Origin of the sequence: Nonomuraea jabiensis (genome assembly GCF_014204795.1) — a bacterium.
Classification (GTDB): Bacteria; Actinomycetota; Actinomycetes; order Streptosporangiales; family Streptosporangiaceae; genus Nonomuraea; species Nonomuraea jabiensis.
Genome location: NZ_JACHMB010000001.1, coordinates 9,513,918 through 9,539,103, shown reverse-complemented (window position 1 = coordinate 9,539,103; position 25,186 = coordinate 9,513,918). Strand labels below are relative to the sequence as shown.

At 70.0% G+C, this 25,186-nt stretch carries 23 protein-coding genes and 4 pseudogenes; 15 read left to right on the top strand and 12 right to left on the bottom strand.

All coding sequences use genetic code 11. The annotated features are described in order from the left end of the window. The first annotated feature begins 184 nt into the window (after positions 1-184). The 3 genes and pseudogenes from HD596_RS43560 to HD596_RS65905 all read left to right on the top strand — a co-directional run. Positions 185-580 carry an MmcQ/YjbR family DNA-binding protein gene (locus HD596_RS43560; protein ID WP_185075238.1) on the top strand — a complete coding sequence of 132 codons (396 nt, stop codon included), beginning with the start codon at positions 185-187 and terminating at the stop codon, positions 578-580. After that, on the top strand, positions 577-960 hold the full coding sequence (locus HD596_RS43555; RefSeq protein WP_185075237.1) for an MmcQ/YjbR family DNA-binding protein: 384 nt from the start codon (positions 577-579) through the stop codon (positions 958-960). The genes HD596_RS43560 and HD596_RS43555 overlap by 4 nt, the downstream gene beginning before the upstream one ends. Before the next feature lie 21 nt (positions 961-981). Further along, positions 982-1,323, top strand: a pseudogene (locus HD596_RS65905) (darcynin family protein); the annotation flags it as partial. Here the strand turns inward: HD596_RS65905 and soxR are convergent. Continuing rightward, on the bottom strand, positions 1,262-1,717 hold the full coding sequence (gene soxR / locus HD596_RS43545) for a redox-sensitive transcriptional activator SoxR (protein WP_376776030.1): 456 nt from the start codon (positions 1,715-1,717) through the stop codon (positions 1,262-1,264). The pseudogene HD596_RS65905 and the gene soxR overlap by 62 nt on opposite strands. On the opposite strand from soxR, the pseudogene HD596_RS65235 reads away from it, so the two are divergent. Both HD596_RS65235 and HD596_RS65230 read left to right on the top strand, forming a co-directional pair. Further along, positions 1,716-1,973: pseudogene (locus tag HD596_RS65235) on the top strand (hypothetical protein); the annotation flags it as partial. The gene soxR and the pseudogene HD596_RS65235 sit on opposite strands and share 2 nt — an antisense overlap. Before the next feature lie 115 nt (positions 1,974-2,088). Next, positions 2,089-2,175 (top strand): annotated as a pseudogene (locus HD596_RS65230) (NADPH-dependent FMN reductase); the annotation flags it as partial. A 246-nt stretch (positions 2,176-2,421) separates the two neighbouring features. On the opposite strand, the gene HD596_RS43535 reads toward HD596_RS65230, so the two are convergent. From HD596_RS43535 to HD596_RS43505, 7 genes are all read right to left on the bottom strand, one after another. Further along, positions 2,422-3,498, bottom strand: a complete 1,077-nt coding sequence (locus tag HD596_RS43535) for a hypothetical protein (protein WP_185075236.1) — start codon at positions 3,496-3,498, stop codon at positions 2,422-2,424. A 134-nt stretch (positions 3,499-3,632) separates the two neighbouring features. After that, complete coding sequence (locus HD596_RS43530; protein ID WP_185075235.1) at positions 3,633-5,423, bottom strand: ABC transporter permease; 1,791 nt, start codon at positions 5,421-5,423, stop codon at positions 3,633-3,635. Positions 5,424-5,428: 5 nt separating this feature from the next. Next, positions 5,429-6,169 carry an ABC transporter ATP-binding protein gene (locus tag HD596_RS43525; RefSeq protein ID WP_185075234.1) on the bottom strand — a complete coding sequence of 247 codons (741 nt, stop codon included), beginning with the start codon at positions 6,167-6,169 and terminating at the stop codon, positions 5,429-5,431. After that, on the bottom strand, positions 6,166-6,690 hold the full coding sequence (locus HD596_RS64210; RefSeq protein ID WP_185075233.1) for a PadR family transcriptional regulator: 525 nt from the start codon (positions 6,688-6,690) through the stop codon (positions 6,166-6,168). The genes HD596_RS43525 and HD596_RS64210 overlap by 4 nt, the downstream gene beginning before the upstream one ends. 400 nt (positions 6,691-7,090) lie before the next feature. Next, on the bottom strand, positions 7,091-7,693 hold the full coding sequence (locus HD596_RS43515; protein WP_185075232.1) for a family 43 glycosylhydrolase: 603 nt from the start codon (positions 7,691-7,693) through the stop codon (positions 7,091-7,093). 25 nt (positions 7,694-7,718) lie between these two features. Continuing rightward, a complete protein-coding gene (locus HD596_RS43510) occupies positions 7,719-8,702 on the bottom strand; it encodes a pectinesterase family protein (protein WP_185075231.1) in 984 nt (327 codons plus the stop codon). Positions 8,703-8,731: 29 nt separating this feature from the next. Further along, positions 8,732-9,946: a pectate lyase family protein gene (locus HD596_RS43505; protein ID WP_221519825.1), complete on the bottom strand. Its 1,215-nt coding sequence runs from the start codon at positions 9,944-9,946 to the stop codon at positions 8,732-8,734. 206 nt (positions 9,947-10,152) lie between these two features. On the opposite strand from HD596_RS43505, the gene HD596_RS43500 reads away from it, so the two are divergent. The 6 genes from HD596_RS43500 (at position 10,153) to HD596_RS43475 (ending at position 17,010) form a co-directional block, all read left to right on the top strand. Then, positions 10,153-11,454, top strand: a complete 1,302-nt coding sequence (locus tag HD596_RS43500) for an ABC transporter substrate-binding protein (RefSeq protein WP_185075229.1) — start codon at positions 10,153-10,155, stop codon at positions 11,452-11,454. 11 nt (positions 11,455-11,465) lie between these two features. Continuing rightward, positions 11,466-12,386: a carbohydrate ABC transporter permease gene (locus HD596_RS43495; protein ID WP_376776029.1), complete on the top strand. Its 921-nt coding sequence runs from the start codon at positions 11,466-11,468 to the stop codon at positions 12,384-12,386. Then, the gene (locus HD596_RS43490) at positions 12,376-13,239 is read left to right on the top strand and encodes a carbohydrate ABC transporter permease (RefSeq protein ID WP_185075228.1); all 864 of its coding nucleotides are present in this window, start codon (positions 12,376-12,378) and stop codon (positions 13,237-13,239) included. The genes HD596_RS43495 and HD596_RS43490 overlap by 11 nt, the downstream gene beginning before the upstream one ends. Beyond that, entirely contained in the window at positions 13,236-14,657 is a 1,422-nt protein-coding gene (locus HD596_RS43485) for a Gfo/Idh/MocA family protein (RefSeq protein ID WP_185075227.1), read from the top strand. The genes HD596_RS43490 and HD596_RS43485 overlap by 4 nt, the downstream gene beginning before the upstream one ends. 74 nt (positions 14,658-14,731) lie before the next feature. Continuing rightward, positions 14,732-15,757 (top strand): DUF6807 domain-containing protein, encoded by a 1,026-nt coding sequence (locus HD596_RS43480; RefSeq protein ID WP_185075226.1) that lies wholly within the window; start codon positions 14,732-14,734, stop codon positions 15,755-15,757. Further along, positions 15,754-17,010, top strand: a complete 1,257-nt coding sequence (locus tag HD596_RS43475) for an ROK family transcriptional regulator (RefSeq protein WP_185075225.1) — start codon at positions 15,754-15,756, stop codon at positions 17,008-17,010. Before HD596_RS43480 ends, HD596_RS43475 begins: the two co-directional genes overlap by 4 nt. Positions 17,011-17,258: 248 nt before the next feature. Here the strand turns inward: HD596_RS43475 and HD596_RS43470 are convergent, their stop codons facing one another. The 4 genes from HD596_RS43470 to HD596_RS43455 all read right to left on the bottom strand — a co-directional run bounded on the left by HD596_RS43470 (position 17,259) and on the right by HD596_RS43455 (position 20,051). Beyond that, complete coding sequence (locus HD596_RS43470; RefSeq protein WP_185075224.1) at positions 17,259-17,501, bottom strand: hypothetical protein; 243 nt, start codon at positions 17,499-17,501, stop codon at positions 17,259-17,261. Between the two features lie 132 nt (positions 17,502-17,633). Continuing rightward, the gene (locus tag HD596_RS43465) at positions 17,634-18,956 is read right to left on the bottom strand and encodes a retropepsin-like aspartic protease (protein WP_185075223.1); all 1,323 of its coding nucleotides are present in this window, start codon (positions 18,954-18,956) and stop codon (positions 17,634-17,636) included. 107 nt (positions 18,957-19,063) lie between these two features. Then, positions 19,064-19,276: a hypothetical protein gene (locus HD596_RS43460; RefSeq protein WP_185075222.1), complete on the bottom strand. Its 213-nt coding sequence runs from the start codon at positions 19,274-19,276 to the stop codon at positions 19,064-19,066. Positions 19,277-19,298: 22 nt separating this feature from the next. Beyond that, positions 19,299-20,051: a L,D-transpeptidase gene (locus tag HD596_RS43455; RefSeq protein ID WP_185075221.1), complete on the bottom strand. Its 753-nt coding sequence runs from the start codon at positions 20,049-20,051 to the stop codon at positions 19,299-19,301. A 93-nt stretch (positions 20,052-20,144) separates the two neighbouring features. Here HD596_RS43455 and HD596_RS43450 point away from each other — a divergent pair, with 93 nt between their 5' ends. The 4 genes and pseudogenes from HD596_RS43450 (at position 20,145) to HD596_RS43440 (ending at position 25,156) form a co-directional block, all read left to right on the top strand. Further along, entirely contained in the window at positions 20,145-20,834 is a 690-nt protein-coding gene (locus HD596_RS43450) for a response regulator transcription factor (protein ID WP_185075220.1), read from the top strand. Further along, the gene (locus HD596_RS43445; RefSeq protein WP_185075219.1) at positions 20,824-22,599 is read left to right on the top strand and encodes a sensor histidine kinase; all 1,776 of its coding nucleotides are present in this window, start codon (positions 20,824-20,826) and stop codon (positions 22,597-22,599) included. Before HD596_RS43450 ends, HD596_RS43445 begins: the two co-directional genes overlap by 11 nt. A gap of 7 nt (positions 22,600-22,606) precedes the next feature. Continuing rightward, a pseudogene (locus HD596_RS65900) lies at positions 22,607-22,763 on the top strand (IS701 family transposase); the annotation flags it as partial. Between the two features lie 212 nt (positions 22,764-22,975). Next, positions 22,976-25,156: a DUF4158 domain-containing protein gene (locus HD596_RS43440; protein WP_185075218.1), complete on the top strand. Its 2,181-nt coding sequence runs from the start codon at positions 22,976-22,978 to the stop codon at positions 25,154-25,156. Positions 25,157-25,186 lie beyond the last annotated feature (30 nt).

Here is a 25,186-nt window from a genome sequence, read left to right as displayed (position 1 = left end):
CAGCGGGACCGCGGCCGGTCCGGCCTGGCCGCTCGGCCTGGGGTGTCGCTCCTCGACCATCACGTGTCCGCAGCCTACCGTCCTTTTTGTCGGTTTCGAGGGAAGGATGGGGTGTGCCGCCGCGACGCGCCCTGCGCGTCCATCGATGCCGCAGACCATCACCACCTGAGGAAGTCCACCGCCCATGAACGGATCGACCCTGCACAAGACCGCCGCCGACTGCGCCGAGGAACTTCCCGGAGCCCAGCTCGAGCATCCCTTCGGCCCTGACTGGGAGGTCTTCAAAGTGCGCGGCAAGGTGTTCATGCTGATGACCGAGGTTCCCGGGCGTCCCGTCGTGATCCTTAAGGCGGACCCCGGCGAGGCCCTCGCCCTGCGGGAACACAACAGCCATATCACCCCCGGCTACCACATGAACAAGAAGCACTGGATCACGCTGGAGGGCGGGGAAGGCGTCGACGAGGAGCTCGTCAGGGAGCTCGTCACCGACTCCTACCGGCTCGTCGTCGCTCACCTGCCCAAGGCCGAGCAGCCCGTCGACCCGCACACCTACGGCAGCGGCACGCGGGCGGCCCGGTGAGCACGGCCGGCGACCGGCTCCAGGACACCGCCCGCCAGGCGGCCCTCGCCCTCCCCGACGTCAGCCACGGACGCCCCTTCACCCCCGCACTCGACGTGTACAAGGTCGCGGGCAAGGTGTTCCTGATCATCACCGACGACCCGGACCAGCAGATCATCACCGTCAAGTGCGAACCCGAACACGCCCGCGCGCAACAGCGCGGCTACCCCTCGATCACACCGGGCCGCTACCTCGACAAACGGCACTGGATCTCGCTGGGACCGGGGCCCGGCATCACCCAGCGACTGGTCACCGACGCGGTCGAGAATTCCTACGACCTGGTCGTCGAGCGGCTGCCGCGACGCGAGCCCCGGTGCTCGATGAGCGCCGCGAGCGGCTGAGCCCTCGCTCAGGCTTTCACCACCCAAGTGGTCCCGGCGATCGAGGCCCGCACCCGCAGCGTCCGTTCCCGCTTCTACGACACGGAGTTCTACTCGGCGCGGGTCACCGACGTCTGTGTCTGGGAGGCGGACGACCATGACGCCTGGAGCCGGTCGCCACCCTCGCCACCTGACGCTCCTCCCTGCCCGGCCGGTGCCGCCGTCCTGCGGAAGCACCGGACGGGTTGGTCCAGTTCAGCAGGGGGCCGATGCCCGGCTTCGAGCGCCGGGTGGAACGAGCGCGGCGTCGTCGAGTGGCCTGTCAGGGTTCCAGCAGGCGGTGGGCGCCAGGGCCTTTCTCGGCCAGTGCGTCGCCAGGATTGACGAGCTGGCACTGGTCGAAGGAGAGGCAGCCACAGCCGATGCACTCAGTGAACCTGTCGCGCATCCGCTCCATCTGCGCAATGCGCTCGTTGACTTCGTTCGTCCAGTACCCCGACACCGCGATCCAGAACTCGCGGATCGGTTCGGCGTCGCGTGGGAGCCTGTCGAGGACGTCCTTGATGCAGGACAGCGGCATTCCGACGTTCTGCGTGGCTCGGATGAAGGCGACGCGCCGTAGCGTGGCGCGGTGGTAGCGACGCTGGTTGCCGGTGGTGCGGCGGCTGTGGATGAGTCCTTGTCGCTCGTAGAAGCGCAACGCCGAACCGGACACGCCGCTGCGTGCCGACAGTTCTCCAATTGTCAGCTCCTCAGGGATCATCACATCGTTGGGCATGTCGGCGAGCCTACTGCTTGACTTAAACCTCTATTTAAGTTCGATCCTGTTCGTGCCCGAGGGCCGAAGGCTCTCACGTGGACGAACAGGAGAGGGCTTCATGCTGGAAACTGCCCATGACGGCCGGGCCGAGCAGTTGCGGATCGCGGTGATCGTCGCAAGCGTCCGGGAGGACCGGTTCGGTGCCACTGTTGCGGACTGGTTCGCCGACCATGCCGCCAGGCGCGGCGACCTCGTCATCGACCTCGTAGACCTTGCCCGGTTTCCGCTCCCCCTGGCGATGCCGGCTTTCGGTGGCACACCTGCACCCGAAGCAGCCAGCACTCTGGCCGAGTTGACCCCCCCGGCTGGCCGCGGCCGACGCCTTCGTAGTGATCACCCCGGGGTACAACCACAGTTTTCCCGCCGCGTTGAAGAACGCCGTCGACTGGCACCACAAGGAGTGGCACGCCAAGCCGGTCGGCCTGGTGTCCTATGGCGGGATCTCTGGCGGGCTGCGTGCCGTTGAGCAGGCGCTGGCGCTACGAGAGGCCAAGGCGGTGCGGGGCCGTATGCCGGATGAGCCCATGCGCCCCTCGCGGCCCCGTCCAGCGCGCCGGGCGGCAACGCCCGTGCCCGCCACAACCGAACCGACCGTGGGTGTGCCAGCCGTTGTCGGCGACAACGGCGCCCAGGGACGCTCCGGCCGGGTACGCGCGGATCGGCTACGCCCGCCCGGAATCGGATCGCGTCCGGCCGGCGGTGGCCGCACTGGGCGGAACGGGGTGGGCGGTGGCCGCGTTGGGCAGGAACAGCACCCCGAGCGCCAGCCCGATCAGGCCGGCGACGATCGGCGCGCCGGTCCACAGTTCGGGTACGGCAGGCAGGCCGCCCCCGGTGGCCGAGGCGGCCCCGATGTACAGCGACCAGGTGACGAAGGCCGACAGCCCCGCGAAGGCCCAGTAGGCGGCGCGCCGCTCACCCGACGGCCGCAGCCGGCGGATCAGCAGGTCGCTGACGAACCCGGCGACCACGAATGACAGCAGGATCGGCAGGCTGCGGAAGGACGTCTGGGCACCCGGCATGAGCGTCATGACCGCGTACATGACGGTCACCGAACCGAACGGCAGCAGCCAGCGGCGCACCAGGAACAGCACCGGGGCCAGCATGACGACGTTGGTGACGGCCATCGCGACGGCTACCCGTTCGGCGCTCGGCCCCACCGCCACGGGGCCGCCGCCCCGCGGCGCGGCGCCCGAGCCCTGCGCCATGGAGAATGCCTGGACTATCGCTTGGGGCCGGTACTGCAGGGCGTCGCCGTACGACAGGAACAGCGACACCAGCGTGGTGGCGAACGCGAGCCCGAGCAGCGCGGGCAGCAGGCGGCCGAGCGAGGGCCGGGCGCCGACGTCGGGGGCGTTCCACGCCGAGCGCAGCGGTGTCGTGATGATGAGCATCATCGTCACGACGAGGCCGAGGTGGGACGGGCTGAAGAAGATGTTGATGGTCGTCTCGATGCCGAGTACGGTGTGCCACGTCATATCGGCGATTCCGAAGGCGGCGAACGCGGGAATCGCCAGCAGCCCGGCGAGATACCCGGTGGGGACGGCCGCCGGCCCCTGCCGCCCGGCGCGTACGTTGCGCCACACCTGCCAGCTGATCCAGCCGGAGACCACGGCGAAGCCGGAATAGAACACCGCATGCCAGGGAGTGAAGAATGTCTCCAGCTCCGCCAGGTTGCCGTGCGCCCAGGCGTCGATCATCAGCCCGACCCCGAACCAGATCCCGAGTAACGCCGTCACCAGGTCTGTCCTGGGGGTCACCCATCCGCGGGGCTGCCCCGTGCCCGCAATGAATCGCCGGATGCCGACGGATGCCACTTCATGATTCCTTTCGGTCGTTCAACTCGATTCCGGCACCTGCTGAGCGGGGCCGATCAGGCTGTCTCGGCGCTGAGGGCCTGCGCCACCGGCCGGCGCGCCGCCAGGCGTGCGGGCAGGACGGTGAGTGCCGCCGTCGTCAGGACGGTCGCGAGTACGGCGCCGAGCAGCCAGGAGGAGGGGGGTGGCGTCCAGTTCCTGGCGCTGAAGAGCGAGAACAGGCCGATCCCCAGGGGAGCGCCGATGATGGCGCCGGGCAGGTTGGCCAGGAGCTGGGCAGTCGACAGGCCTGCGGAGACCTGTCCCGGGGTGGCGCCGAGTGTGCGGGCGATGGCCATGTTCGCTCGCGCCTCCATGGCGCTGGTCCAGGTGAACGTGATGGTGTTCACGATGGCGAGGACGATCAGCAGGATCGTGACGGCGAGCATCAGCCGGCGGTCCAGCTCGCCGCGCAGGTTGGGCAGGGCGGAGGAGCCGTTCAGGCCGTAGCCCCTGTCCGATTGGGCGTAGAGGCTCAGCAGGGCGACGATCGAGATCACTGTGGTGGCGGTGGAGCAGGCCTGCAGCACGGCGCGGCCTGGCCGGCGGGCCATCAGGCGCAGCCCGAGCAGCAGCGGCGTGGGCAGCAGCGCGGACAGCGCGGTGAGCCAGGGCCGATGACGGGGCTGGTGCGCGGTGGCCGACAGCGCCGTGACGGTCGCCGTACGCATGGCCCGCAACGTGGGACGCAGCGTGGACAGCACCGCCACCACGACGGCGAGTACGGTCGCCGTGACAACAGGGGCGCCGCCGAGCCCGAACGCGTCGCCGATCCGGCTGGCGGTGGGGCTGGCGATGGCGGGCACGGTCAGGCGGGCGATCACCAGCCCCAGCGCGTCGCCGACCAGCGCCAGCGCCAGATATTCGGTGAGCAGGACGGCGGCGATCAGCCCTGGGGTGGCGCCGACGGCCTTCAGCAGGCCGGCCCGGCGGGTCTGCTCGACGGCGCGTCCCGCGGCCAGCGCCGCCACTCCGGTGACAGCCAGGAAGCTGAGCAACCAGCTACCGATGACCAGGATCGGCTGGCTGTTCCTGAGGATGACCATGTCCTGTTGCGCGGTGAACTGCCAGGAGTGCAGGTTGACCCTGAGGGTGGGCACGCGGCGGGCGTCGATGAAGGCCTCGGTGGCGGCGGGGTCGCGCAGCTTGAGGTCCATGGCCAAGGTCACCGGGAGCTGCTGGGACGACGCCAGTGTCCGGGCGTCTGACCGGGTCATCCAGGCCAGGCCGCTGTAGTCGCTGGGGCCGCCGCCGGGGCCGATCTGCGCGGCCCAGGGGTAGATGGAGGTGGCCGCGGTGACGGCGATGCCGACGACGGGGTACGAGCGGCCGGCGATGGTGACGTGGTCGCCGACGGCGACGCCGAGTGCGGTGGCGAAGCCGCGTTCGAGGACCGTGCCGCCGGGGCGTACCCACTGGCCCGAGGTCACCAGGGGCCGGTTGAGCGCGCCGGGCTTCTCGGCGAAGCCCTGCACCACCACCGGGGACGACAGGGAATCGCCACTGGTGAGGTTGGCGTAGACGACGCGATAGGGGCCATGGTGGGCGACCACTTCGGGAGCGTCCGTCAGCGAGGCCAGGGTCGAGGTCGCGGTGGGGCCCGTCTCGCCGGTGAGCGCCACCAGGTCCGGTCCGGCGGTGGCCGCGCGGGTCTGCTCGTACAGCGCGTCGCTCACGCCGCGCAGGGACAGGCCCAGGGCCATCGTGGCGGTGGCCACGATCACCGCGAGCAGGAGCATCGCGGCCTGGACCTGGTGCCGGCGCAGGTCGGCCAGTACCAGGCGGACGACGAGCACGATGGAGCCCATGACGTTCAGCCCTCCAACCCGATCAGCCCGCCGAGCCCGCGGGTGCCGGTGCCGGCCAGCCGGGTGTCGTCGACGAACATCCCGTCCCGCATCGAGATCAGCCGGTCCGCCGTGGCCGCCACCCGCTCGTCATGCGTGACGATCACGAGGGTCTGCCCCGCCGAACGCAACTCCTCGAAAATCCTCAGCACCTCGAGGGTGGCCGCGGTGTCGAGGTTGCCGGTCGGCTCGTCAGCCAGGACGACCAGCGGGTCGTTGGCCAGCGCCCGGGCGATGGCCACCCGCTGACGCTGACCACCCGACAGCTGCGACGGCAGATGCCGCGCCCGGCCGGTGAGCCCGACCCGTTCCAGCAGCACGCCTGTACGCCGCCTGGCCTCACGTCGCGAGCGCCCGGCCAGCAGCACGGGCAACTCCACGTTCTCGGCCGCCGACAACTCCTCCACCAGATGGAAACCCTGGAAGACGAACCCCACCGACCGGCGCCGCAAGCGCGCCAACGCCCGCTCGCTCAGCGTGTCGATGCGCCGACCGGCCAGCCACACCTCTCCGCCGGTGGGCCGCTCCAAGCCGCCCAGCAGGTGCAGCAGGGTGGACTTCCCGCAGCCGCTGGGCCCCATCACCGCCAGCATCTGCCCCTGAGGCACCTCCAGGTCCACCTGGTCCACCGCGCGGATGCGGCCCTGCCCCTGACCATGAAGTTTCACCAGGCCGCAGGCCCGGACCGCGGCATCTGACACGCTCATCCACCCTCAACTTCGTTGGACCAGGCCCGCTCACAGGCCGCCAGCCAGCGCAGATCCGCCTGCAACCGCAGCACGACCCCTTCCAGCAGCAACCCGGCACCCGAACCCGCCGGCTCGGCCAGCGCCGCCCGCTGCGCCTCCCGCAGACGCCGCAGCAACTCACGACGCTGCGCCCCCACCAACTCCACCGGATCGGCCAGCCGAGCCGCCGCCGCAGCGGCCAGCTTGAGATGAAACTCCGCCAGATCCGGCTTCGGCCAACCCACCTCGGCCAGCCAAGCGGCCACCCGCTGCTGTCCGGCCGGAGTCAGCGCGTACACCTTGCGCTCCGGCCGCTCGGGAAGCCCGTCGGCCCGTTCACAGACCACGAGCCCCGCCTTCTCCAGCCGGGCCAACGTCACATAGATCTGACCTCGGTTCATCGACTCCCCCAGCGGACCAAGACTCCGCCGCAGCCGAGCGTGCAGGTCGTATCCGTGCGACGGCTCCTTGGCGAGCATCGCCAGCACTGCGTCTTGCATTCCACCCCCTAACGGTTGGCTAATAGATAGCGGTTACCCATGGGAGGTGTCAAAACGGTCGTGGGGTTCGCGTCCGGCTTCCGCGCGTAGCAGCGCGGCGGTGGTGACGGCGTCACGACAAGCGCGATAATCGAATCACGCCGTTCCGTCGAGTTCGTCGAGCATCAGACGCCAGGCCGCTGGCACGACGTACGCCCGCCCGGTGCGAAGGACCTCAGGGAGACGGCGGGTCGACATCGAGCACGCCTCGATCAAGATACGCGACGAGCCTCCGCATGACGATCCGCTACCCGGAGTATGGACCGGGCACGTGCCCGCCCGGCCGGCCTTCGCCGCCCCGGTCCCCGTGACCCCGGATGCCGAGGTGCCTGGCCATGTCAGAAGGCTGGGATGACGGCGGTCAGGTGCCTTCGATCGGTCGGTAGTCGTACCAGTCAAAGCTCACGCTGCCGTGCCCGGTGTGCGTTCCTCCTTCGGACATCAGCAGGTACCACCAGTCGCCACGGCGGTACAGGTGGGGCCCCTCCGGCCAGGCCAGGCCCGTGCCGGACCAGACCGGCCACGGTCCTTCCACGATGACGCCGCGCTTGGGGTCGATGCGCGCCTGTTGCAGCCCGGAGAACGCGCAATAGCAGGTGCCGTCAGCGTCCCAGGCCAGGTCCGGATCGATCCCGGGCAGGTCGATCCGGATCGGGTCGCTCCACGGGCCTTCGGCGCGTTCGGCGGTGACCAGGAAGTTGCCCCGCCCGGTGACGTTCTTGGTGATCATCCAGATCAGGCCGTCGTGGTGGCGGAGGGTCGGCGCCCAGATTCCTCCCGAGGCGCGTACCGACGGTGGCAGGTCCAGTTGCTCCGGTCTGTCCAGGACGTTGCCGATCTGCTGCCAGTGCGCCAGGTCCCGGCTGTGGAAGATCGGCACGCCGGGGAAGTACTCGAAGCTGGAGCAGGCCAGGTAGTAGTCCTCGCCGACCCGGCAGATGCTGGGGTTACGGTACTCGGGCATGGCCGGAGGTCCTTCGTCGTACGGATCAGAGGTCGAAGGGGTTCCAGCCGTCCGAGCCGGCGAGATACTTCTGGGGCGTGTAGTCCTGCGCGTCGGCATCGGCCAGCTGCGGACGGTTGCCGTTGACGGCAGCCCCGGGTCCGCTGTTGCGATATTCGAGGAACCGGGCGGCGGTCCAGGAGTTCGCGGACATGTCGATCCACGGTTGCGCGGTGGCGATGGTCGCCGACAGCCACGATTCCCGGTACAGCACCTGCGCGTCCGGGTACCACGGCCGGCCGAGTCGGGTGACGTTGTCAGCGGCGCCGGTGATGGTCGACCGGTAGAACAGGAAGCCGTACGTGCTCTCCGCCGGAGTGCTCGCCGCCGTGATCGGACCGCCGGTGAGCCGCTTCTGGTAGATGTCGCAGCGGTCGAAGACGGCGCTGGCCGCGCCGAAGATGAAGTCGACGGTGCCTTCCACGTAGCAGTTCCTGAAGTAGGCACGGCCGGCGCGGGCGTAGAGGGTGTCCTGGTCGCCGAGCACGCGGATGTCGCGGTAGACGGCGCGCTCCGCCCGCGTGTACAGCGCCACCGCCTGCCCGCCGCTGGTGGCGGTGCTCTCGTCGAAGTCGTTGGCGATGGTCAGGTTGCGGGCGGTGAAGTCGTGGCCGTAGACGAACATCGTCGAGCTGCCCGTGGTGCCGTGCTCTCCGGCGGAGCGGTTGTTCACGATGACGGTGTCGCCGGGCGAGCGGCCGAGCCCGCGCAGCGTGATGTACGGCTTGTCCGACGGCACCGTGACGATCTCTCGATAGGTGCCGGGGGCGACGGTGATGGCGACCGGGGTGGTGTTGCCGCTCGGCACGGCGTCGATGGCGGCCTGGACGGTGGTGTACATCCCGCTGCCGTCGGCGGCCACCGTCGACCGTTGCGTGGCGGTGGCCGGTGACATCGTGGCGGCCACGACGCCGGCCGGCAGCACCAACGCGGCGGCGGCAAGGATGATCCAGCGGCTGGTCTTTCTCATCTGTCCTCCATGAAGTCCGCTGCCCGGCCTTACCTGCCGATCGAGTCCTGCGGGCCGGAGAAGGCGGCCAGCACCTCGGGAAGGGCGGTGGCGGGGTCGATGGTGTAGGAGTAGAAGGCCGTCGGGTCGAAGGCGGTCCCCTGCTCCTTGATGAGGCCGTCGCGCCAGGAGCTCGTGCCGGTGACGACGTTGCCCCGCTGGACCAGCTCGCCGGCGGGGTCGACGAAGTAGGGGTCGGCCACGTTGTGGAAGAGGCTGTGCTCGATCACGGCCCTGGTCTCGCCACGCGCCCAGTTGCCGTACGACCTGATGTCCTGCAGGTAGTTGCTGTACATGTGCATGTTGAGCAGGTTGCCGCCGCTGGGGTTGCGCTGGTTGGTGCGGGCGAACCAGTTGTGGTGGAGGGTCATCCGCGTGATCAGGTTGGCCGTCCAGCCGATGCCGAGGGTCTTGTTGTTCTCCAGGAACTGGTTCCACGACACCGTGATGTCGGTGGCGTCCTTGCGGCTGTCGAGCAGGCCGTCGTTCATCCGGGCGAGCCGGTTGTGGTCGATCCAGACCTTCGTCGCGGAGTCGATCTGGATGGCGTCGTAGTCGAAGTCCTTGTCGTCCGGGTCGTCCTCGGGCATGAGGGTGTCGCGGATCGTCAGGTTCCGGATGATCACGTTGCTCGTCGTCGCGCCGAGGAAGAAGCCGCCGCCGACGATCTCGCCTGCCGTGCCGACCCCGACGATGGTCTTGTTGGAGGCCACCTTGAGCTCGGTGCCCTTCGGGCTGATCTCGATCGTCCCGGCGACCTTGATGACGTACGGCTCGGCGGCCGTGACGTAGGCGTTCAGCTCCTCCTGGGTGGTCACGGTGACGACCTGGCCGCCCTGGCCCCCGGTGGTGCCGGCGGCGAAGCCGTCGGCCTGGTCGGACCAGCGGCGCGGCCCGCCCACCGGGCGGAACGTCCAGAGCCGGCCGGCGATCCGGTACTTGCCGTCGCCCGCGTAGGCCAGGGCGACCTCGGCGGAGCTGCGGTTGGCGCCGTTGACCAGGCGGACCTGGCCGCCCGCCGCGGCCTGCAGGCGGAGGTCGGCGTCCTGGCCGCGGCAGGGCCGTTCCCGGAGCTTGATGTCCAGGCACCGGCCGGTCCCGGCGTTGACGATGTGGTAGCCGCCGCCCACGTGGCCCGCGGCTGAGGCCGGGGTCGCGGTGGCAGTCGCGGTGGTGGCGAGCAGGGTCAGGGTGGCAGCCGCCACGGCGGCATGACGCGCAAGGGTCACGGGGGTTCGCTTTCCTGAGGGAGGCCCCCGCCGCGGCGGTCCGGGGGCGAGGTGCCCTCACTGTAGGAAGGCCCCGGAATTACCGTCAATGGCTTTCCTTAATATTTGTTTCACCAATTGACGTAACCCGAAACCTCGCCGTAGCCTCCTGGCAACCCCCCGTGCGAAGGGCTGGACGACTGATGATTTCCAGAAGAGACATGCTGCGGACCGCCGGTCTGACCGGGCTCGGTCTTGCCGTGGCCGCCTGCGGACGTGGTTTCGGTGGCGGCGGCAGCGAGGCGGCCTCCGGCAAGATCCAGCTGAACATGGTCTGGTGGGGCGACGCCTTCCGCGCCCAGAAGACCCAGGCCGCGCTCGACCTGTTCATGAAGGCCAACCCGGGCATCACCATCAAGACCGAGTACCAGGACAGCGGCCCGTACAAGGACAAGCTCGCCACGCGCTTCGCCGCCGGCAACCCGCCGGACCTGATGATGATGCGGATGGACAGCCTGCGGGAGTACGCCGACCGCAAGTCGCTGCTCAACCTCAACGACCACCCGGGGATCGTGGACACCGCCAACCTCAGCCAGGCCGCGGTCAACCTCACCAAGGTCGGCGACGCCGTCTACGGCATCCCCTCGGGGCTCAACGCGATCGGCTTCATCGTCAACAAGACGATCACCGACCAGTACGGCGTGACCATCCCCGACGGCGCCACCTGGACCTGGCAGGACCTGGCCAAGTTCGCCAAGGAGGTCACCGACAAGAGCGGCAAGAAGGTCTACGGCACCCTGGTGGACCCGGCGACCCTGGCCAACCTGGTCGTCTACGTCTCCCAGCAGGGCGAGGACCTCTTCACCGCCGACGGCAAGTTCGGCGTCAGCGAGGCCACGCTCACCGCGTGGTTCCAGATGTTCGAGGACATGCGCAAGGAGGGCGGCTTCCCGCCCGCCGGATTCGTCGAGACGACCGGCTCCTCGCCCGACCAGTCCTACATCGCCAAGGGCTCCGTCGCCTCGCAGATCATCCCGAGCAACGGCCTCCTCGGCTACAACAAGGTCTCCGGCGGCAACCTGGTGCTGCTGGGCATCCCCGGCGAGGCCACCGCCAAGCGGCGCGGCACGAACATCGGCACCCCGGCGCTGTGGTCGATCGCGGCCTCCTCCAAGCACCCGAAGGAGGCGCTGCAGCTGCTCAACTTCCTCATCAACGACGTGGAGGCCAACAAGGCCATGGGCACCACCCGCGGCGTCCCCGCCAGCACCGTCGTCGCCGACGCGATCAAGCCGACGATGGAGAAGGACGACCAGGTGGCCACCGACTACCTGATCGGCCTGCAGAAGCAGACGCTGGTCGCCGTCCCGCCGTACCCCAAGGGCGCCAGCGGCATCCAGGACGAGCTCACCGCGGTCGCCCCCGAGGTCGAGCACGGGCGGCTGACCCCGGCCGAGGCCGCCAAGAAGGTGATCGAGGCGGCGACGAAGGCCCTGTCGCAGTGACGCTCGCGCCTGTGAAGGATCCGGCCGTGGCCGGGGCGCCGGTCTCGCCACCCAAGGCGGCGAAACCCCCTCAGGACCGGTCAGGCTACCTGTTCATCCTGCCCTGGTTCATCGGGATGGCCTTCACGATCATCCCGTTCTTCGCCTCGCTCTACCTGGCCTTCACCGACTACAACCTGCTGAACGTCCCGAACTGGATCGGCCTGGAGAACTTCGCCGAGATGTTCTCCGACGAGACCTGGTGGCAGTCGGTCAAGGTCACGTTCGTCTACACCTTCGTCTCGGTGCCCCTCTCGCTGGCCGCCGCGCTGGGCGTCGCCATGCTCCTCAACCGGGGCGTACGGGGCCTGCCGGTCTACCGGGCGATCTTCTACCTGCCCTCGCTGCTGGGCGGCAGCGTGGCGCTGGTGCTGCTGTGGCGCTACATCTTCGGCCTGAACGGCATCGTCAACGCCTTCCTCGGCTTCTTCGGCATCGAGAAGATCGGATGGACCTCCGACCCCGACTACGCCCTCACGACGCTGATCATCCTGCACATCTGGACGTTCGGCTCCCCCATGGTGATCTTCCTGGCCGGCCTGAAGCAGATCCCGGCGATGTACTACGAGGCCGCCGCCATCGACGGGGCGACCAAGTGGCAGCAGTTCCGCAAGATCACGCTGCCGCTGCTCAGCCCGATCATCTTCTTCAACCTGATCCAGTCGCTGATCTCCTCCTTCCAGACCTTCACGCAGGGGTTCATCTTCAGCGGCGGCAAGGGCGGGCCGGCCAACTCCACGATGTTCTACAACCTCTACCTGTACAAGCAGGGGTTCGAGCAGTTCCACATGGGCTACGCCTCGGCGATGGCCTGGATGCTGCTGATCATCATCGCGGCGTTCACCGGCCTCAACTTCCTCATGGCCAAGCGGTGGGTGCACTATGACAACTGACGAGAGCTACATCGAGCGCATCGGCAACAGCCGCCGTAAACGCTTCACCAAGCACCTGCTGCTCTGCCTGGCGAGCATCGTCATGCTCTACCCGTTGCTGTGGCTGCTGTCCAGCTCGCTCAAACCGACCGAGATCGTCTTCAAGGACCTGTCGCTCTGGCCCGCCGAGTGGGACCTCTCCAACTACGCCGAGGGCTGGACGGCCCTGCAGTTCCCCTTCGACCTCTACCTGGTCAACTCGGTCGTCATCGTCGTGCTGAGCATCCTGGGCAACCTGCTGTCGTGCTCGCTGGCCGCGTACGCCTTCGCCCGGCTCAACTTCCGTGGCCGCAAGCTCTTCTTCGCGCTGACGCTCGGCACGATGATGCTCCCCGGCCACGTGCTGCTGGTGCCGCAGTACATCGTCTTCGCCAAGATGGGCTGGCTCAACACCTACTTCCCCCTGATCGTCCCCAACTTCCTGGCCACCAGCGCCTTCTACATCTTCCTGATGGTGCAGTTCATCCGCTCGCTGCCCAAGGAGCTGGACGAGGCGGCCCGCATCGACGGCGCGGGCACGTTCCGGATCTTCTGGAGCGTCATCCTGCCGCTGTGCAAGCCCGCCTTCGCGACCACGGCGATCTTCACGTTCATCTCGACGTGGAACGAGTTCTTCAGCCCGCTGCTCTACCTGACCGAGCAGGAGCTGTACACCGTCCCGCTGGCGCTGCGGCAGTTCATCGACTCCGAGGGCCAGTCCCAGTGGGGCCAGATGTTCGCCATGTCGTTCGTCTCCCTCGCCCCGGTCATCGGCTTCTTCATCGCCGGCCAGAAGTACCTGGTCAAGGGCATCGCCACCACAGGACTGAAATGAGACGCTACGCCTTCGTCGGGACCGGCTCACGCGCCCGGATGTACCTGGACGCGCTGCTCGGCCCCTACGCCGACCTCGGCCGTCCGGTGGCCTTCTGCGACACCAACGAGGTGCGCATGGCCTACTACGACCGGGTCGCGGGCGCCCCGCTGCCGCACTACGCCCCTGACGACTACGACCGGGTGCTGAAGGGGTCGGACGTGGTGGTGGTCACCTCCCCCGACTCCACGCACGCCGGCTACGTCAGCCGCGCGCTGCGCGCGGGCGTGGACGTGGTCGTGGAGAAGCCCATGACCACCGACCTGGAGGGGCTGCGGCAGATCGGCTCGGCTCTGGTCGAGGGTACGGCGGAGCTGACGGTCACGTTCAACTACCGGTATTCACCGCGCAACAGTCTCATCCGGCAGCTGATCGCCGACGGCGAGATCGGCGACGTCACCTCGGTCACCTTCGAGTGGTGCCTGGACACCGTGCACGGCGCCGACTACTTCCGCCGCTGGCACCGCGACAAGGCCGTCTCCGGCGGGCTGCTGGTGCACAAGGCCACCCACCACTTCGACCTGGTCAACTGGTGGCTGGATGACCGGCCCGAGGTGGTCTTCGCCCGCGGCGGGCTGCACTTCTACGGCCCGGCCAACGCCGCGCGGCGCGGCCTGGGACCGCGGCCGGAGCGGGGGCCGGTCGCGGGCGACCCGTTCACCCTGGACCTGGCCTCCGACGAGAAGCTCCGCGAGCTGTACCGCGCCGGCGAGCACCTCGACGGCTACATCCGCGACCGCGACGTCTTCTCCGACGGCATCACCATCGAGGACAACCTCAACGTCGTCGTCGGCTTCCAGGGCGGGGCGTCCATGTCGTACAGCCTGCATGCGCACTGTCCGTGGGAGGGCTACCGGGTCGCGATCAACGGTACGGCGGGGCGGATCGAGCTCGACGTGGTGGAACGGCCCCATGTCTCCGGGATGGACGCCTCGGCGACCATCGGCGCGGCCACGGCCAACCCGGATTCCGGCACGGCCCGCGGCCCGGCCGCCCACCGCGAGCCCGGCCCGGCCGGCCACCGCGAGGGCGAGCCCGGCTCGGAGGGGCTCGACCCGAGTGCCGAACGCGAGGGCTCCGGGAGCGGCCCCGCCGACAGCGGGCACCGTCCCCGCGGTTCGCGGCTGTTGCTGCAGCGGCACTGGGAACCCGCCGTCGAGATTCCCATCCCCGACCGGGCCGGCGGCCACGGCGGCGGGGACGCGATGTTGCTGCGCGACGTCTTCCGCGGCCCCTCTGGTGACCCGCTGCGCCGCCAGGCCGGGTTCGCCGATGGAGCGGCCAGCGTGCTGGTCGGGGTGGCGGGCAACGAGTCGTTGCGCACCGGCCGCGCCGTACGGCTGGACGAGCTCGAGCCGATCCCGGGCATGTCCGCGTGATGACGCCTGCCGTACTCATGGCGGCATCGCCCGAGGGCCACCCTCAGAACTCCCCAGCACCAGAAGGCGGCGAGATGTCGGCGGAAGCGTTGCGGCTCGGCGGGCGTGAGGTGGCCGTCTACGTCTGGCAGCCGGAGGCGCCCGCCTCCAGCTCGCCGCGTCCGTTCCTTCATCCGGTGCGCACGCTGGCCGGCCGTACCGTCACCGACGCGGTCCCGGTCTCGCACCCGCACCAGTTCGGCATCGGCGTGGCCTACCCCGACATCCACGGGGTCAACTTCTGGGGCGGGCGCACCTTCGTCTCCGGCCATGGCCCGGCCTGGCTGGACAACCACGGCTCCCAGCGGCACGAGCGCTGGGAGCGGCGCGGCGGCGGCGAGCTGGCGCACAGCCTGCGCTGGCTCGGCCCGGACGAGCGGATGCTGCTGCGCGAGCGGCGCGTGATCGGCTGCGAGCAGGTATCGGGCAGCGTGTGGTCGCTGTCGGTACGCAGCAGGCTGGCCAATGTCACTGACCGGCCGCTGGAGGTACGCAGCCCGGCGGCCAACGGGCGGGTGGGCGCGGGGTACGGCGGCTTCTTCTGGCGCGGCCCGGCGGTGTCGGGAGCAACGGTGCTGAGCCCGGCGGGGACGGGTGTCGAGCCGGTGCACGGGCACCGCGCCGAGTGGGTGGCGGTGGCGGTGGCCGACTGGACGATGGTGTTCGCGCCCGGTGACGCCGACACCGCCCGCGACCGCTGGTTCGTGCGGGCCCGCGACTACCTCGGGGTGGGTTCGAGCGTGGCCTGGAACGCGCCCCTGGTGCTGCAGCCGGGCGAGGAGATCGCTCGCCACGTGGTGGCCCTGATCGCCGACGGCGCGCTGAACGCCGATTCGGCGGCCAAACTCGTAGCGGAAATCGGACGCGGCGCGGCGTCCGACGACGTGGCGGACCACGGGCTCCCCGCAGCGGCCGACGGCGTGGCCGAGGGCGGGCTCCCGGCAGTGGCGGATCATGGGCTCCCCGCAGCGGCCGACGGCATGGCGGAGCGCGGGCTCCCTGCGGCGGATCGGCCGGTGGTCGGCGGCGCACCGGGCTTCCACTCGCTGCCGGTGGCATGACGGCCGCCTTCCGGCAGAACGGGCCGCGGCCGCCCGACAGCGCTGTCCGGCAGGAGGATCTGCGCGATCTCAACCTTGAGGTGGTCTTCCAGCGCATCCTCGGCGCGGACAGCCCGATCTCGCGCACCGAACTGGCCACCGCGACCGGGCTGACCCGGCCCACGATCACCCGCATCGCCGAGGAACTCCTCGCCGGGAGGCTGATCACCGAGAAGGGTGTCACCCACAACGGCCGCGCGGGCCGTCCCCGGGTGGGCCTGACCCTGTCCGACCGGGGACCCGCCGGGCTGGGCCTGGACATCCGCGCCGACGGGCTGGCCGCCTGCGTCGTGGACCTCACCGGCACGGTACGGCACCTGACGTTCGCGCCCATGCCGTACACCGGGCGTGATGCCGGCGCGGTGCTGGGCGAACTGACCCGTATGGGGCGCGAGGCGATCGAGGCGGTCATGGCCAAGGAGCTGACCGTGGTCACCGCGACGCTGGCCGTACCCGGACCGGTCGACGGCGGGATGGTACGCATCGCGCCCGCGCTGGGCTGGCGCGACGTCGACGCCGGAACGTTCCTGGCCGACCTGGGCGTGCCGTGCGCGGTGGACAACGAGGCCAACCTGGCCGCGCTGGGCGAACTGTATGCCGGGGGCGACCCCCTCGGGAGTTTCCTGTACGTGTCGGGAGGACTCGGCATCGGCGCCGGGATCGTACTGGACGGCACCCTGATGCGGGGAGCGCGTGGCTGGAGCGGCGAGCTGGGGCACGTGACCGTCGAGTCGGAGGGCGCCGCGTGTGCCTGCGGGTCGCGCGGCTGCCTGGAAACCTACGCCAGCACCGGCGCCATCCTCGGCGCGCTGCCAGGAGCAACCAACCGGACAGACGCCCCCGGAGGAGCCGGTGGCATTTTCGAGGGGATCAACCCCGACTCCGTCATCACCACCCGCGCCGAGGCCGCCGACCCCGCCGCCCTGGCCGCGCTCGACCGGGCCGGGAGCGCGCTCGGCATCGCGCTGTCCGGCGCGGTCAACGTGCTCGACGTCGGCACCGTCCTGCTCGGCGGCAGTTTCGCGCTGCTGTCGTCGTGGCTGATCGACTCGGTACGCGCCGAGATCGACCGACGAGTGGTGACCGCCTCCTGGTCACCGGTCACCGTCCGCCCCACCCTGCTCGGCCCTGACGCGGCTGTCATCGGCGCGGCACTCACCTCCATCGACCAGATCCGCCGCCGCCCCACCACCTGGCTGGCCCGCCAGAGCTGAACCGTCGCCCACGCCTGCTACAGATCATGTCTTGAGGGCAGAAATCAGCGGTAACGACCTACGACTTCTTCGCCTGTCAGCGGTCCGCGATGAGGCTGCCCAGGGCAGCGGCCGCGCCTGGCGCGAGCTGTGCGTACTGAGGAGGTAGGCCCGGGTTGCGGCGTGCGGTCATGCGCCCGGGTTCGGCGGGGCGGCCTGCCGCGCCGCCTGCGGCTGCGGCTGCGGACCGGTCTGCTCGGCCGGAGCACTCAGCGGCAGGCGCAGAACGAAGCCGGCCCCGCCGTTCGCGCCCTGGCCGAAGCGCCGAAACGCAGCCGCCCGGCGCGCACACCGGCGACAGGGCTGATGACAGGGCTGATGACAGGGCCGAGGATGGGCGTGCCGACGACGCCGATGATGAGCGGCGTGACGGCGACCGCGGTGACGGGGAGCGCGGTGACGGAGATGGTGACGGGCGCCACTGAGGCGTCCGGCGTCGTGCGGCAGGCCATCCACCCCGCCCCCGAGACGGCCGGGACACTCCTAGGCGCGGCACCAGGTGAGGGGGGAAGAGCGTGTGGCTCGCCTTCCCCCTCGACCGCCGGAGCCGTCACCTCCAGGTGACGCCCGTGCGGGTTCGGTGATCAGGCGGCCTTGCCGCGGGCGATGTAGAGCTTCATGTCGGTGAAGTCGACGGTGATGTTATAGGGCTTCCAGAAGCAGTGGGAGAACCAGCCCATCCCGTCGACCCCATCTCCATAGGGCCAGGGCACGTTGATCTGTGCGTTTGGGTTCGTGTAGCAATAGACCTCCTTGGCGACGGCGTCGCCGATGCGGATCTCCTTCGGGTAGCAGGGGTAGGCGACGGCTGGGTGACTTTGGGCGAATGTCCCGATCTGGCGGTCGTAGTCGACGCGGACCCCCAGCTGCTCGGCCGTTTCCCCGGCCATGCCCGCGGCGATCTCGCCGACGCCACCGAAGTTCACGCCCACCGGCCCTGTACGGGAGCCGGTGGCGCCGGCGAAGCTGCCCGTCGTGCCCAGATATTGCTCACGGGCCAGCCACATCGGCAGCGGCTTGGCGCCCGCCCGGGCGGCGTCGGCGCGTACCTTGCCGGCCGCCTCGGGGGTGCGGCGACGCAGGACAAGCTGCCGGCCCGCGTAGTCGAAGGTGGTCAGCAAGTGGTAGAAGACCCACGTGCCGATCAGGCCGTCGTTGTCGGTGTCGACATCGTCGCCCGACTCCGTCGCCGACCAGCTCACGGGGACGTTGCGCAGTTCGATGCCGCCGAGCTTGAAGGAGTCCAGTATCCCGTAGTACGCCCATATGGTGCCGCCCTCGAAGTCGAGCTTCTGGCTGGCGACGGGGCTCAGCCCGGCCTCCTTGGCCACCGACGCGCGCATGCTCAGATACGGGGCGCCGGTGTAGAACACGAAGCGCTTCACCGGGCCGCCGTTGACCGAGGCCTCCACCAGCGGCTCCGGGTCCATCTGCGCAAATTTCACCCGGCCGATGTCGCCGTGGATCTGATACGCCTCGCCGCGGACTGCCGCGAACCATTTGGCGTAGGCGTCCTCGCCGGCCGCCTGCCAGCGTGGTGCGGCGAGGGAGTATTTGTCCTGCCGGATGTAGCAGTCGCCCAGGTAGTAGTTGGTTTCCTTGTCCTCGGGCGCCAGTTTGAGGGCCATGTTGAGGTACTTTTCAGCGTCGGGGAACTTGTTGCCCAGCAGCCCGATATAGCCGCGCCGGCGGGCCGCGTGCAGGTTCGCAGGGTCTTTCTTCAGGATCTCCTCATACGCCCGGCCGGCCTGCTCGAACTTGCCCGCCTTGTACAACGCGTCCGCGTCGGTGCCACCGGCCCGCGCTGCCGCCGCCTTGCCTAACAAGGGCGTGGTCGCGGCGGCACCGGCCATCATGGCCGCGCTCCGCAACAGCGAACGCCGGTCCCATCCTTGGTCATCAGTCACGCCTTCTCCTTTTCGTGATCATCTATCGAGGCCGGGGCTCGTGCTCCGGCACGGACCGCTGCGGTACGGGCCCGCACGACGGGAGGCATGCGGGCCCGTGGTCTGGGTCAGCCGGTGTAGTTCGGCATCTTGGGGATGGCCTTGCCGGGCGGCTCGGCGGTCGGCGAGTTGTCGCCAGGGTGGCTCGGGCTCAGGTGCCCCGGCGAGGAGGTCGGCTTGGGCGTGGTGGCCTCGGCGGCGGCCAGACCCGTGAAGGTCAGAGCGGTGCAGGCCAGGCCGGTGCCCAGCGTGACGGCTACCGTGAGGGACGTCAGTCGCATCGATGGTCCTTTCGTTGCTGCTTCATTCCTTGACGACGACAGGCGTGCCGATCGCCAGGTTCTTGGCCATCCAGGTGATGTCGTCGTTGCTGACCCGCACGCAGCCGTGGCTGACCTTGCTGCCCAGCGCCGACGCCTGGTTCGTGCCGTGCACGGCGAGCTGCCCGGGGCCGCCGGCGAACGTCTGCAGCGTCGGAGAGAAGCCGCTCAGCCCGAAGGCGTAGGCGCCGTAGGCGCCGTTGGGGTTCGGCGGCTGGACCAGCTCGGTGAAGTAGAAGCGGCCGGCCGGCGTAGGTGTGCCGCCCTCGCCGGTGGCGACCTTGCCGGTGCGCAGCACCTTGTCGCCGTCGAAGACGGTGAACGTGAACACCTTCGGGGCTATCTCCACTCGGCGGGTCGTCGACGTCAGCTTGACGTCGGACGCCTTGACCCAGCCGGTGCTGCCGTTGGGCCGGACCGGCAGCAGCACCTTGAGCCAGTCGCCGTCCCTGGCGTCGACCAGGAACACCCGGGTGGCACCCATCTCGTTGGGGCTGGACAGCGTCTTCCAGGCCGCGCCGTCGCCCTTGCGCCTGTGCACGGCGATCTGGCGGCCGCGTACGGTCGCTATCTCCGCACCGCCCTGCCGCTGCTGTTGTTCGCCGGCGGCCGCCGGTTGGGCGGTCTTGGACGGGCCGGATCCTGAGGTGCCACCGCTCGACGAGCCGCAAGCGGCGGTCCCGGCGATCAGGCCGGCGGCGAGCAGGGCGCCGGTGTAGATCTTGACGTGGCGCATGTCGCAAGATGCTGGCCGAGAAAAGTGAAGAACCTGTGAGGCCGATGTGATGATCCCGTGGTGCCGGTCACGGGTCGCCTACGCTCGGAGGCTATGTGCGCGAATGTCCTGGTTGCGGAGGACGACCCCAAACAGGCGGAGCTGCTGCGCCGCTATCTCCAGCGCGAGGGGCACTCCGTGGCCGTCGTCCACGACGGGCGGGCCGCGATCGACGAGGCTCGCGTTCGCCGCCCCGACCTCGTCCTGCTCGACGTGATGATGCCGGGCGTCGACGGCCTCGACGTGTGCCGCGTGCTGCGCGCCGAGTCCGACGTGCTGGTGCTGATGGTGACCGCCCGCTCGACGGAGGACGACCTGCTGCTCGGCCTCGATCTCGGCGCCGACGACTACCTCACCAAGCCCTACAGCCCGCGCGAGCTGATGGCCCGGGTGCGCACGCTGCTGCGGCGGGCCGGGCGGGGGCGCGGCGAGGGGGTGTACCGGGTCGGCGGCCTCACGGTGGATCTCGAGCGGCATACGGTGCTCGCGGACGGGCGCGAGGTCGAGTGCACGCCCGCGGAGTTCCGCCTCCTGGAGGCGCTGGCCGCGTGGCCGGAGCGAGTCTTCACCCGGGCACAGCTTCTGGAGCACCTGCACGGCTTCGACCGCTTCATCACCGAGCGCACGGTCGACGTGCACGTGAAGAACCTGCGCAAGAAGATCGAGCCGCAGCCGCAGCGGCCGGTCCGGCTGCGCACGGTCTACGGCGTCGGGTACAAGCTGGTCAGCGACCATGCGCCATAGTCTCCTCGTACGGCTGATCGCCAGCTCGGTCCTGATCGCGGTGTGCTCGATCGTGGCGACCGCGTGGCTGGCGGCGCGCAGCACGTCCGGCGAGATCCGGCATCAGCAGGGCCAGACGCTCGCCCGCGACGCCCGCGTCAACGACGCGCTGCTCGGCTACGCGGCGAGCCACCCGCGGTGGGACGGCGTCGAGGAGACCGTGCGCGGGCTGGCCCGTCAGCGCGGCCAGCGGGTCGCGCTGGCGACCGAGGGCGGCGCCCTGATCGCGGACTCGGCGACCGGCCGGCCGCCGCTGTCCGCACGCGCCTCGGCCGTCGTCGACCCCCTCGCCGTCGACGTCTCGCTGGTGCCCGGGACGGCCACCGACCGGATCGACGCGCGCGCGGTCGGGCCGTTCCTTCTGCCGGGGCCCGAACGGGCACGGCTGCGCGAGGAGGTCGACGCGCAGGCGGCGTGCCTGCGCCACGAGGGCTGGCGCGCCACGGTCGCCGTCGGGCCCGGCGGCCGTCCCTACCTCCGCCGCGAGGGCGGTCCTGCCACCCCGGCACCGGACACCGAACGCCCGGGCCCGCCCGTCAGCGTGCCGTACGCGGCGTCACAGCCCGGTTCGCCGTCGTGCTCGCCGAACACGCCCGGACCGACCACCACCGAGAAGCGCGCGCTCAACCAGCTCGCCGCCCTGGTCCGCAAGTGCCACGGAAGCCGGGTCGAGGTGTGGCTGGACGAGACCGGCAAGCCGACCGCTCCGGCATCGGCCGCCGAGTGCCTGGCCACCGCGCGCCGCGCCCAGTTGAAGCCGTACGTCGCACCGGCCGCGCTGCTCTACATCGGCTCGCCCGAGGACCGTACGCCGGCCATCGACCCCTACGACCTCGCGGGGGCCACCGCGGTGATCCTCGTCCTGGCGGTCGGGGTCAGCGTGCTCGTCGCCACCCGGCTGGTGCGGCCGATGCGGGCGGTGACCGCCGCAGCCCGGCGGATGCGGGCGGGCGACGGCTCGGCGCGAGTCATGGTACGCGCCAAGGGCGAAGTCGGCGAGCTGGGCGCCGCGTTCAACGAGATGTCCGAGCACCTGGACCGCATGGAGCAGCAGCGCAAGGCGATGGTCAGCGACGTGTCGCACGAGCTGCGCACGCCGCTGAGCAACATCCGCGGCTGGCTGGAGGCCACCCAGGACGGCGTGGCCGAGCTGGACCCGGCGCTCACCGCCTCGCTGGTCGAGGAGGCCATGGTGCTGCAACACATCATCGACGACCTGCAGCAGCTCGCGCTCGCCGACGCGGGCAAGCTGCGGCTGCACCCCGAGCCGGTCGACGTGGCCGACCTGCTCGAGCAGATCGCGACCGTCTACCGCGCCGCGGCCGCCGGGCTGGTGCTGACCGTCGAGGTGACCGGCCGCCCGTACCTGGACGCCGATCCGGTACGGCTGCGGCAGGCGGTCGGCAACCTGCTCACCAACGCGCTCCGCCACACGCCGCCCGGCGGGCGGGTGAGCCTGCGCGCGTACGCCGACGGCGACGACGTGCTCATCGAGGTGGCCGACACCGGGCCGGGCATCGCGCCCGAGCACCTTCCGTACGTCTTCGACCGGTTCTGGCGGGCCGAGAAATCGCGCAGCCGCCAGACCGGCGGCAGTGGACTGGGTCTGGCCATCGTGCGGCAGCTCGCCGAGGCGCACGGCGGGTCCGCGGCGGTGCGCAGCGAGCCTGCTCGGGGCGCGACGTTCGTCCTGCGTCTGCCCCGCAGAACCAAGATCCGGGACTAGTCTGACGTACCTGCGTGGGTTGTTGCTGGACGGGCGGCGTAAGTCGATGCAGCCGATGGCGGAGCGGCTCGGGGTGGGACACCTGGGCGGTGCGGGCCAGGCCGGCCCGCCGGGCCATCGAGGTCGTGGAGCCGGTGGCGTGGGTGGTCAATGACACGGGTTTCGGGGGGCAGAGAGATTTGGAACGGAATCCGGCGTTAACGGGGTTCCGCTGGTCAGCGGGCCCTGTCGTCTCCCGCTTGCAGAGGCGGCTCGCGCCGGATTCCGGTCGATCTCACAGCGCGACTTTGATCTACGTCGTGTGACGCTAAGTAGCACTTGGTAACGATTGTATCGCTCTGATGACGCTGTGTATCACGGGTCATACATTGCGTGCATGCCTGTCGACTTCCTGAGTGACTCAGAAGCGGCGAAGTACGGCCGTTACGACGGCCCGCCCTCCCGGGCCGAGATGGAGAAGATTTTCTTCCTTGACAACGAGGACATGGCCCTCATCAAGGGGCATCGTGGCCGGCACATCCGATGCGGCTTCGCCCTCCAGCTCGTGACCGTTCGCTATCTGGGGTGCTTTCTGGCTGATCCGCTGGAGGTGCCGAATGAGGTCCTGGATGTCGTCGCCGCGCAGCTGGGAATCGAGGATCCGTCCTGCGTGAAGCGTCACACCGAGCGGGACAAGACGCGGCTGGAGCACACCTGGGAGATCGCCAAGGCGTTCGGGCTGGAGGACTTCGCCTCGGCCGAGGCCGAACTGGCGGGCAAGGTGCGGGCGCGCGCGTGGAACATCGGCGACGGCCCGACCGCGTTGTTCCAGTACGCGGTGCGCTGGCTGCGGCAGAACGACGTGCTGTTGCCTGGGATCAGCACGCTGACCCGGCTGGTGGCGCGAGAGCGGGAACGCGCCACGCGGGAGCTGCATGACACCCTGGCTGCGCTGCTCAGCGCGCAGCAGCGGGCGGTGCTGGACTTACTGCTGGAGGTGCCGCCGGGGAAGAAGGTCTCGGATCTGGAGCGCTGGCGGACCGGCCCGTCGAAGTCGTCCGGGCCGCAGATCGTCAAGTCGCTGGATCTGGTGGCCGAGATCGGCGGCACCGAACTGGGACGGCTGGAGCTGGACGCCGCAGTGCCGCAGCGGCGCGTGGACGAGCTGGCCCGCTACGGCCTGACCGCCCATTCCTCCCAGCTGAAGAAGCATCCCGCCTCGCGGCGCCTGGCCACGCTGCTGGCCACCGCGCAGCGGCTGGAGACCAAGACCATCGACGACACGCTGGAGCTGCTGGACCTGCTCATGGTGACCGAGCTGCTCGGCAAGGCGCAGCGGGAAGCCGACAAGCAGAAGGTCATCAAGCATCCCCGGCTGGCCAAGGCCTCGGCCTGGCTGGCGCAGGCGGTGGAGGTGCTGCTGGAGGCCGAGGGGTGGAGTGAGGATGTGCGGTTGTTCGAGGTGTGGGAGATGATCGACGCGGTCGTGCCGCGCGCTCAGCTGCGCTCGGCGGTGGCCACCGTGACCGGGCTGGTGCCGCCGCCGGACGCCGAGGACGACGGCGGCTGGCGGGCGGAGATGGCGAGCAAGTACGCCACCGTGTCGGGGTTCGTGAAGCTGCTGACCGCGGTGATCGCGTTTGAGGCCAACGCCGAAGGCCGGCAGGTGCTGACCGCCATACAAGCCCTGCCGGACGCGCTGGCCTACCGCTCGCGCCACCATCCGGTCACGGTGCTGCCGCTGCGGCTGATCGCCCCGCTGGTGGTGACAGGTCCGTGGAAGCGGCTGGTGTTCGGCCATCCGGCCCGCACCGACAACCTGGTCGACCGCAACGCGTACGTGTTCTGCGTGCTGGAGCAGTTCCACCGCCACCTCAAACGCCGCGAGATCCACTCGCCTGCCTCCAGCCGGTGGCGCGACCCGGACGCGCAGTTGCTGAAGGGTGCGGTCTGGGCGGCGGTCAAGGACAGCGTGCTGACCGACCTGGGCCTGCCCGAAGACCCCGCCGGACTGCTGGCCGAGCATGCCGAGCGGCTGGATCGCGCCTACCGGGTGGTGCGGGCCGGGCTGGCCGCTAATACCTCCGTCACCATCGACGACGACGGCAAGATCCATGTGGCGAGCGTGAAGGCGATCGATGAGCCGCCGTCGCTGATTGACCTGCGCAAGCGGGTGGAGGCGACGATGCCGCGGGTGGACATCTCCGAGGCGGTCGTGGAGGTGCTGGGCTGGTGCCCGAAGTTCATGGAAGCCTTCACCTCGATCGCCGGCACCGGCCCGCACCTGGACAACCTGGACATCTCGGCGGCGGCGTGCCTGACCGCCCAGGCGCTGAACATCACCTACGGGCCGATCGCCGTCAAGGGCGTGCCCGCGCTGGAGCGGCACCGGCTCGGCTACGTCGACCATACCTACCTGCGCGCCGACAACTACGGCGCGGCCAACCCGCACCTGATCGCCAAGCAGGCCGGGATCGGCTTCGCCCAGGCACTGGGCGGCGGCCTGGTCGCGGCCATTGATGGCATGCGGTTCGTCGGGCCCTGCCCCCGATGTGTGGACACCTTGAGTACCGGATGATGGAGATCCGGAGACAAGGAGTTCCACGTG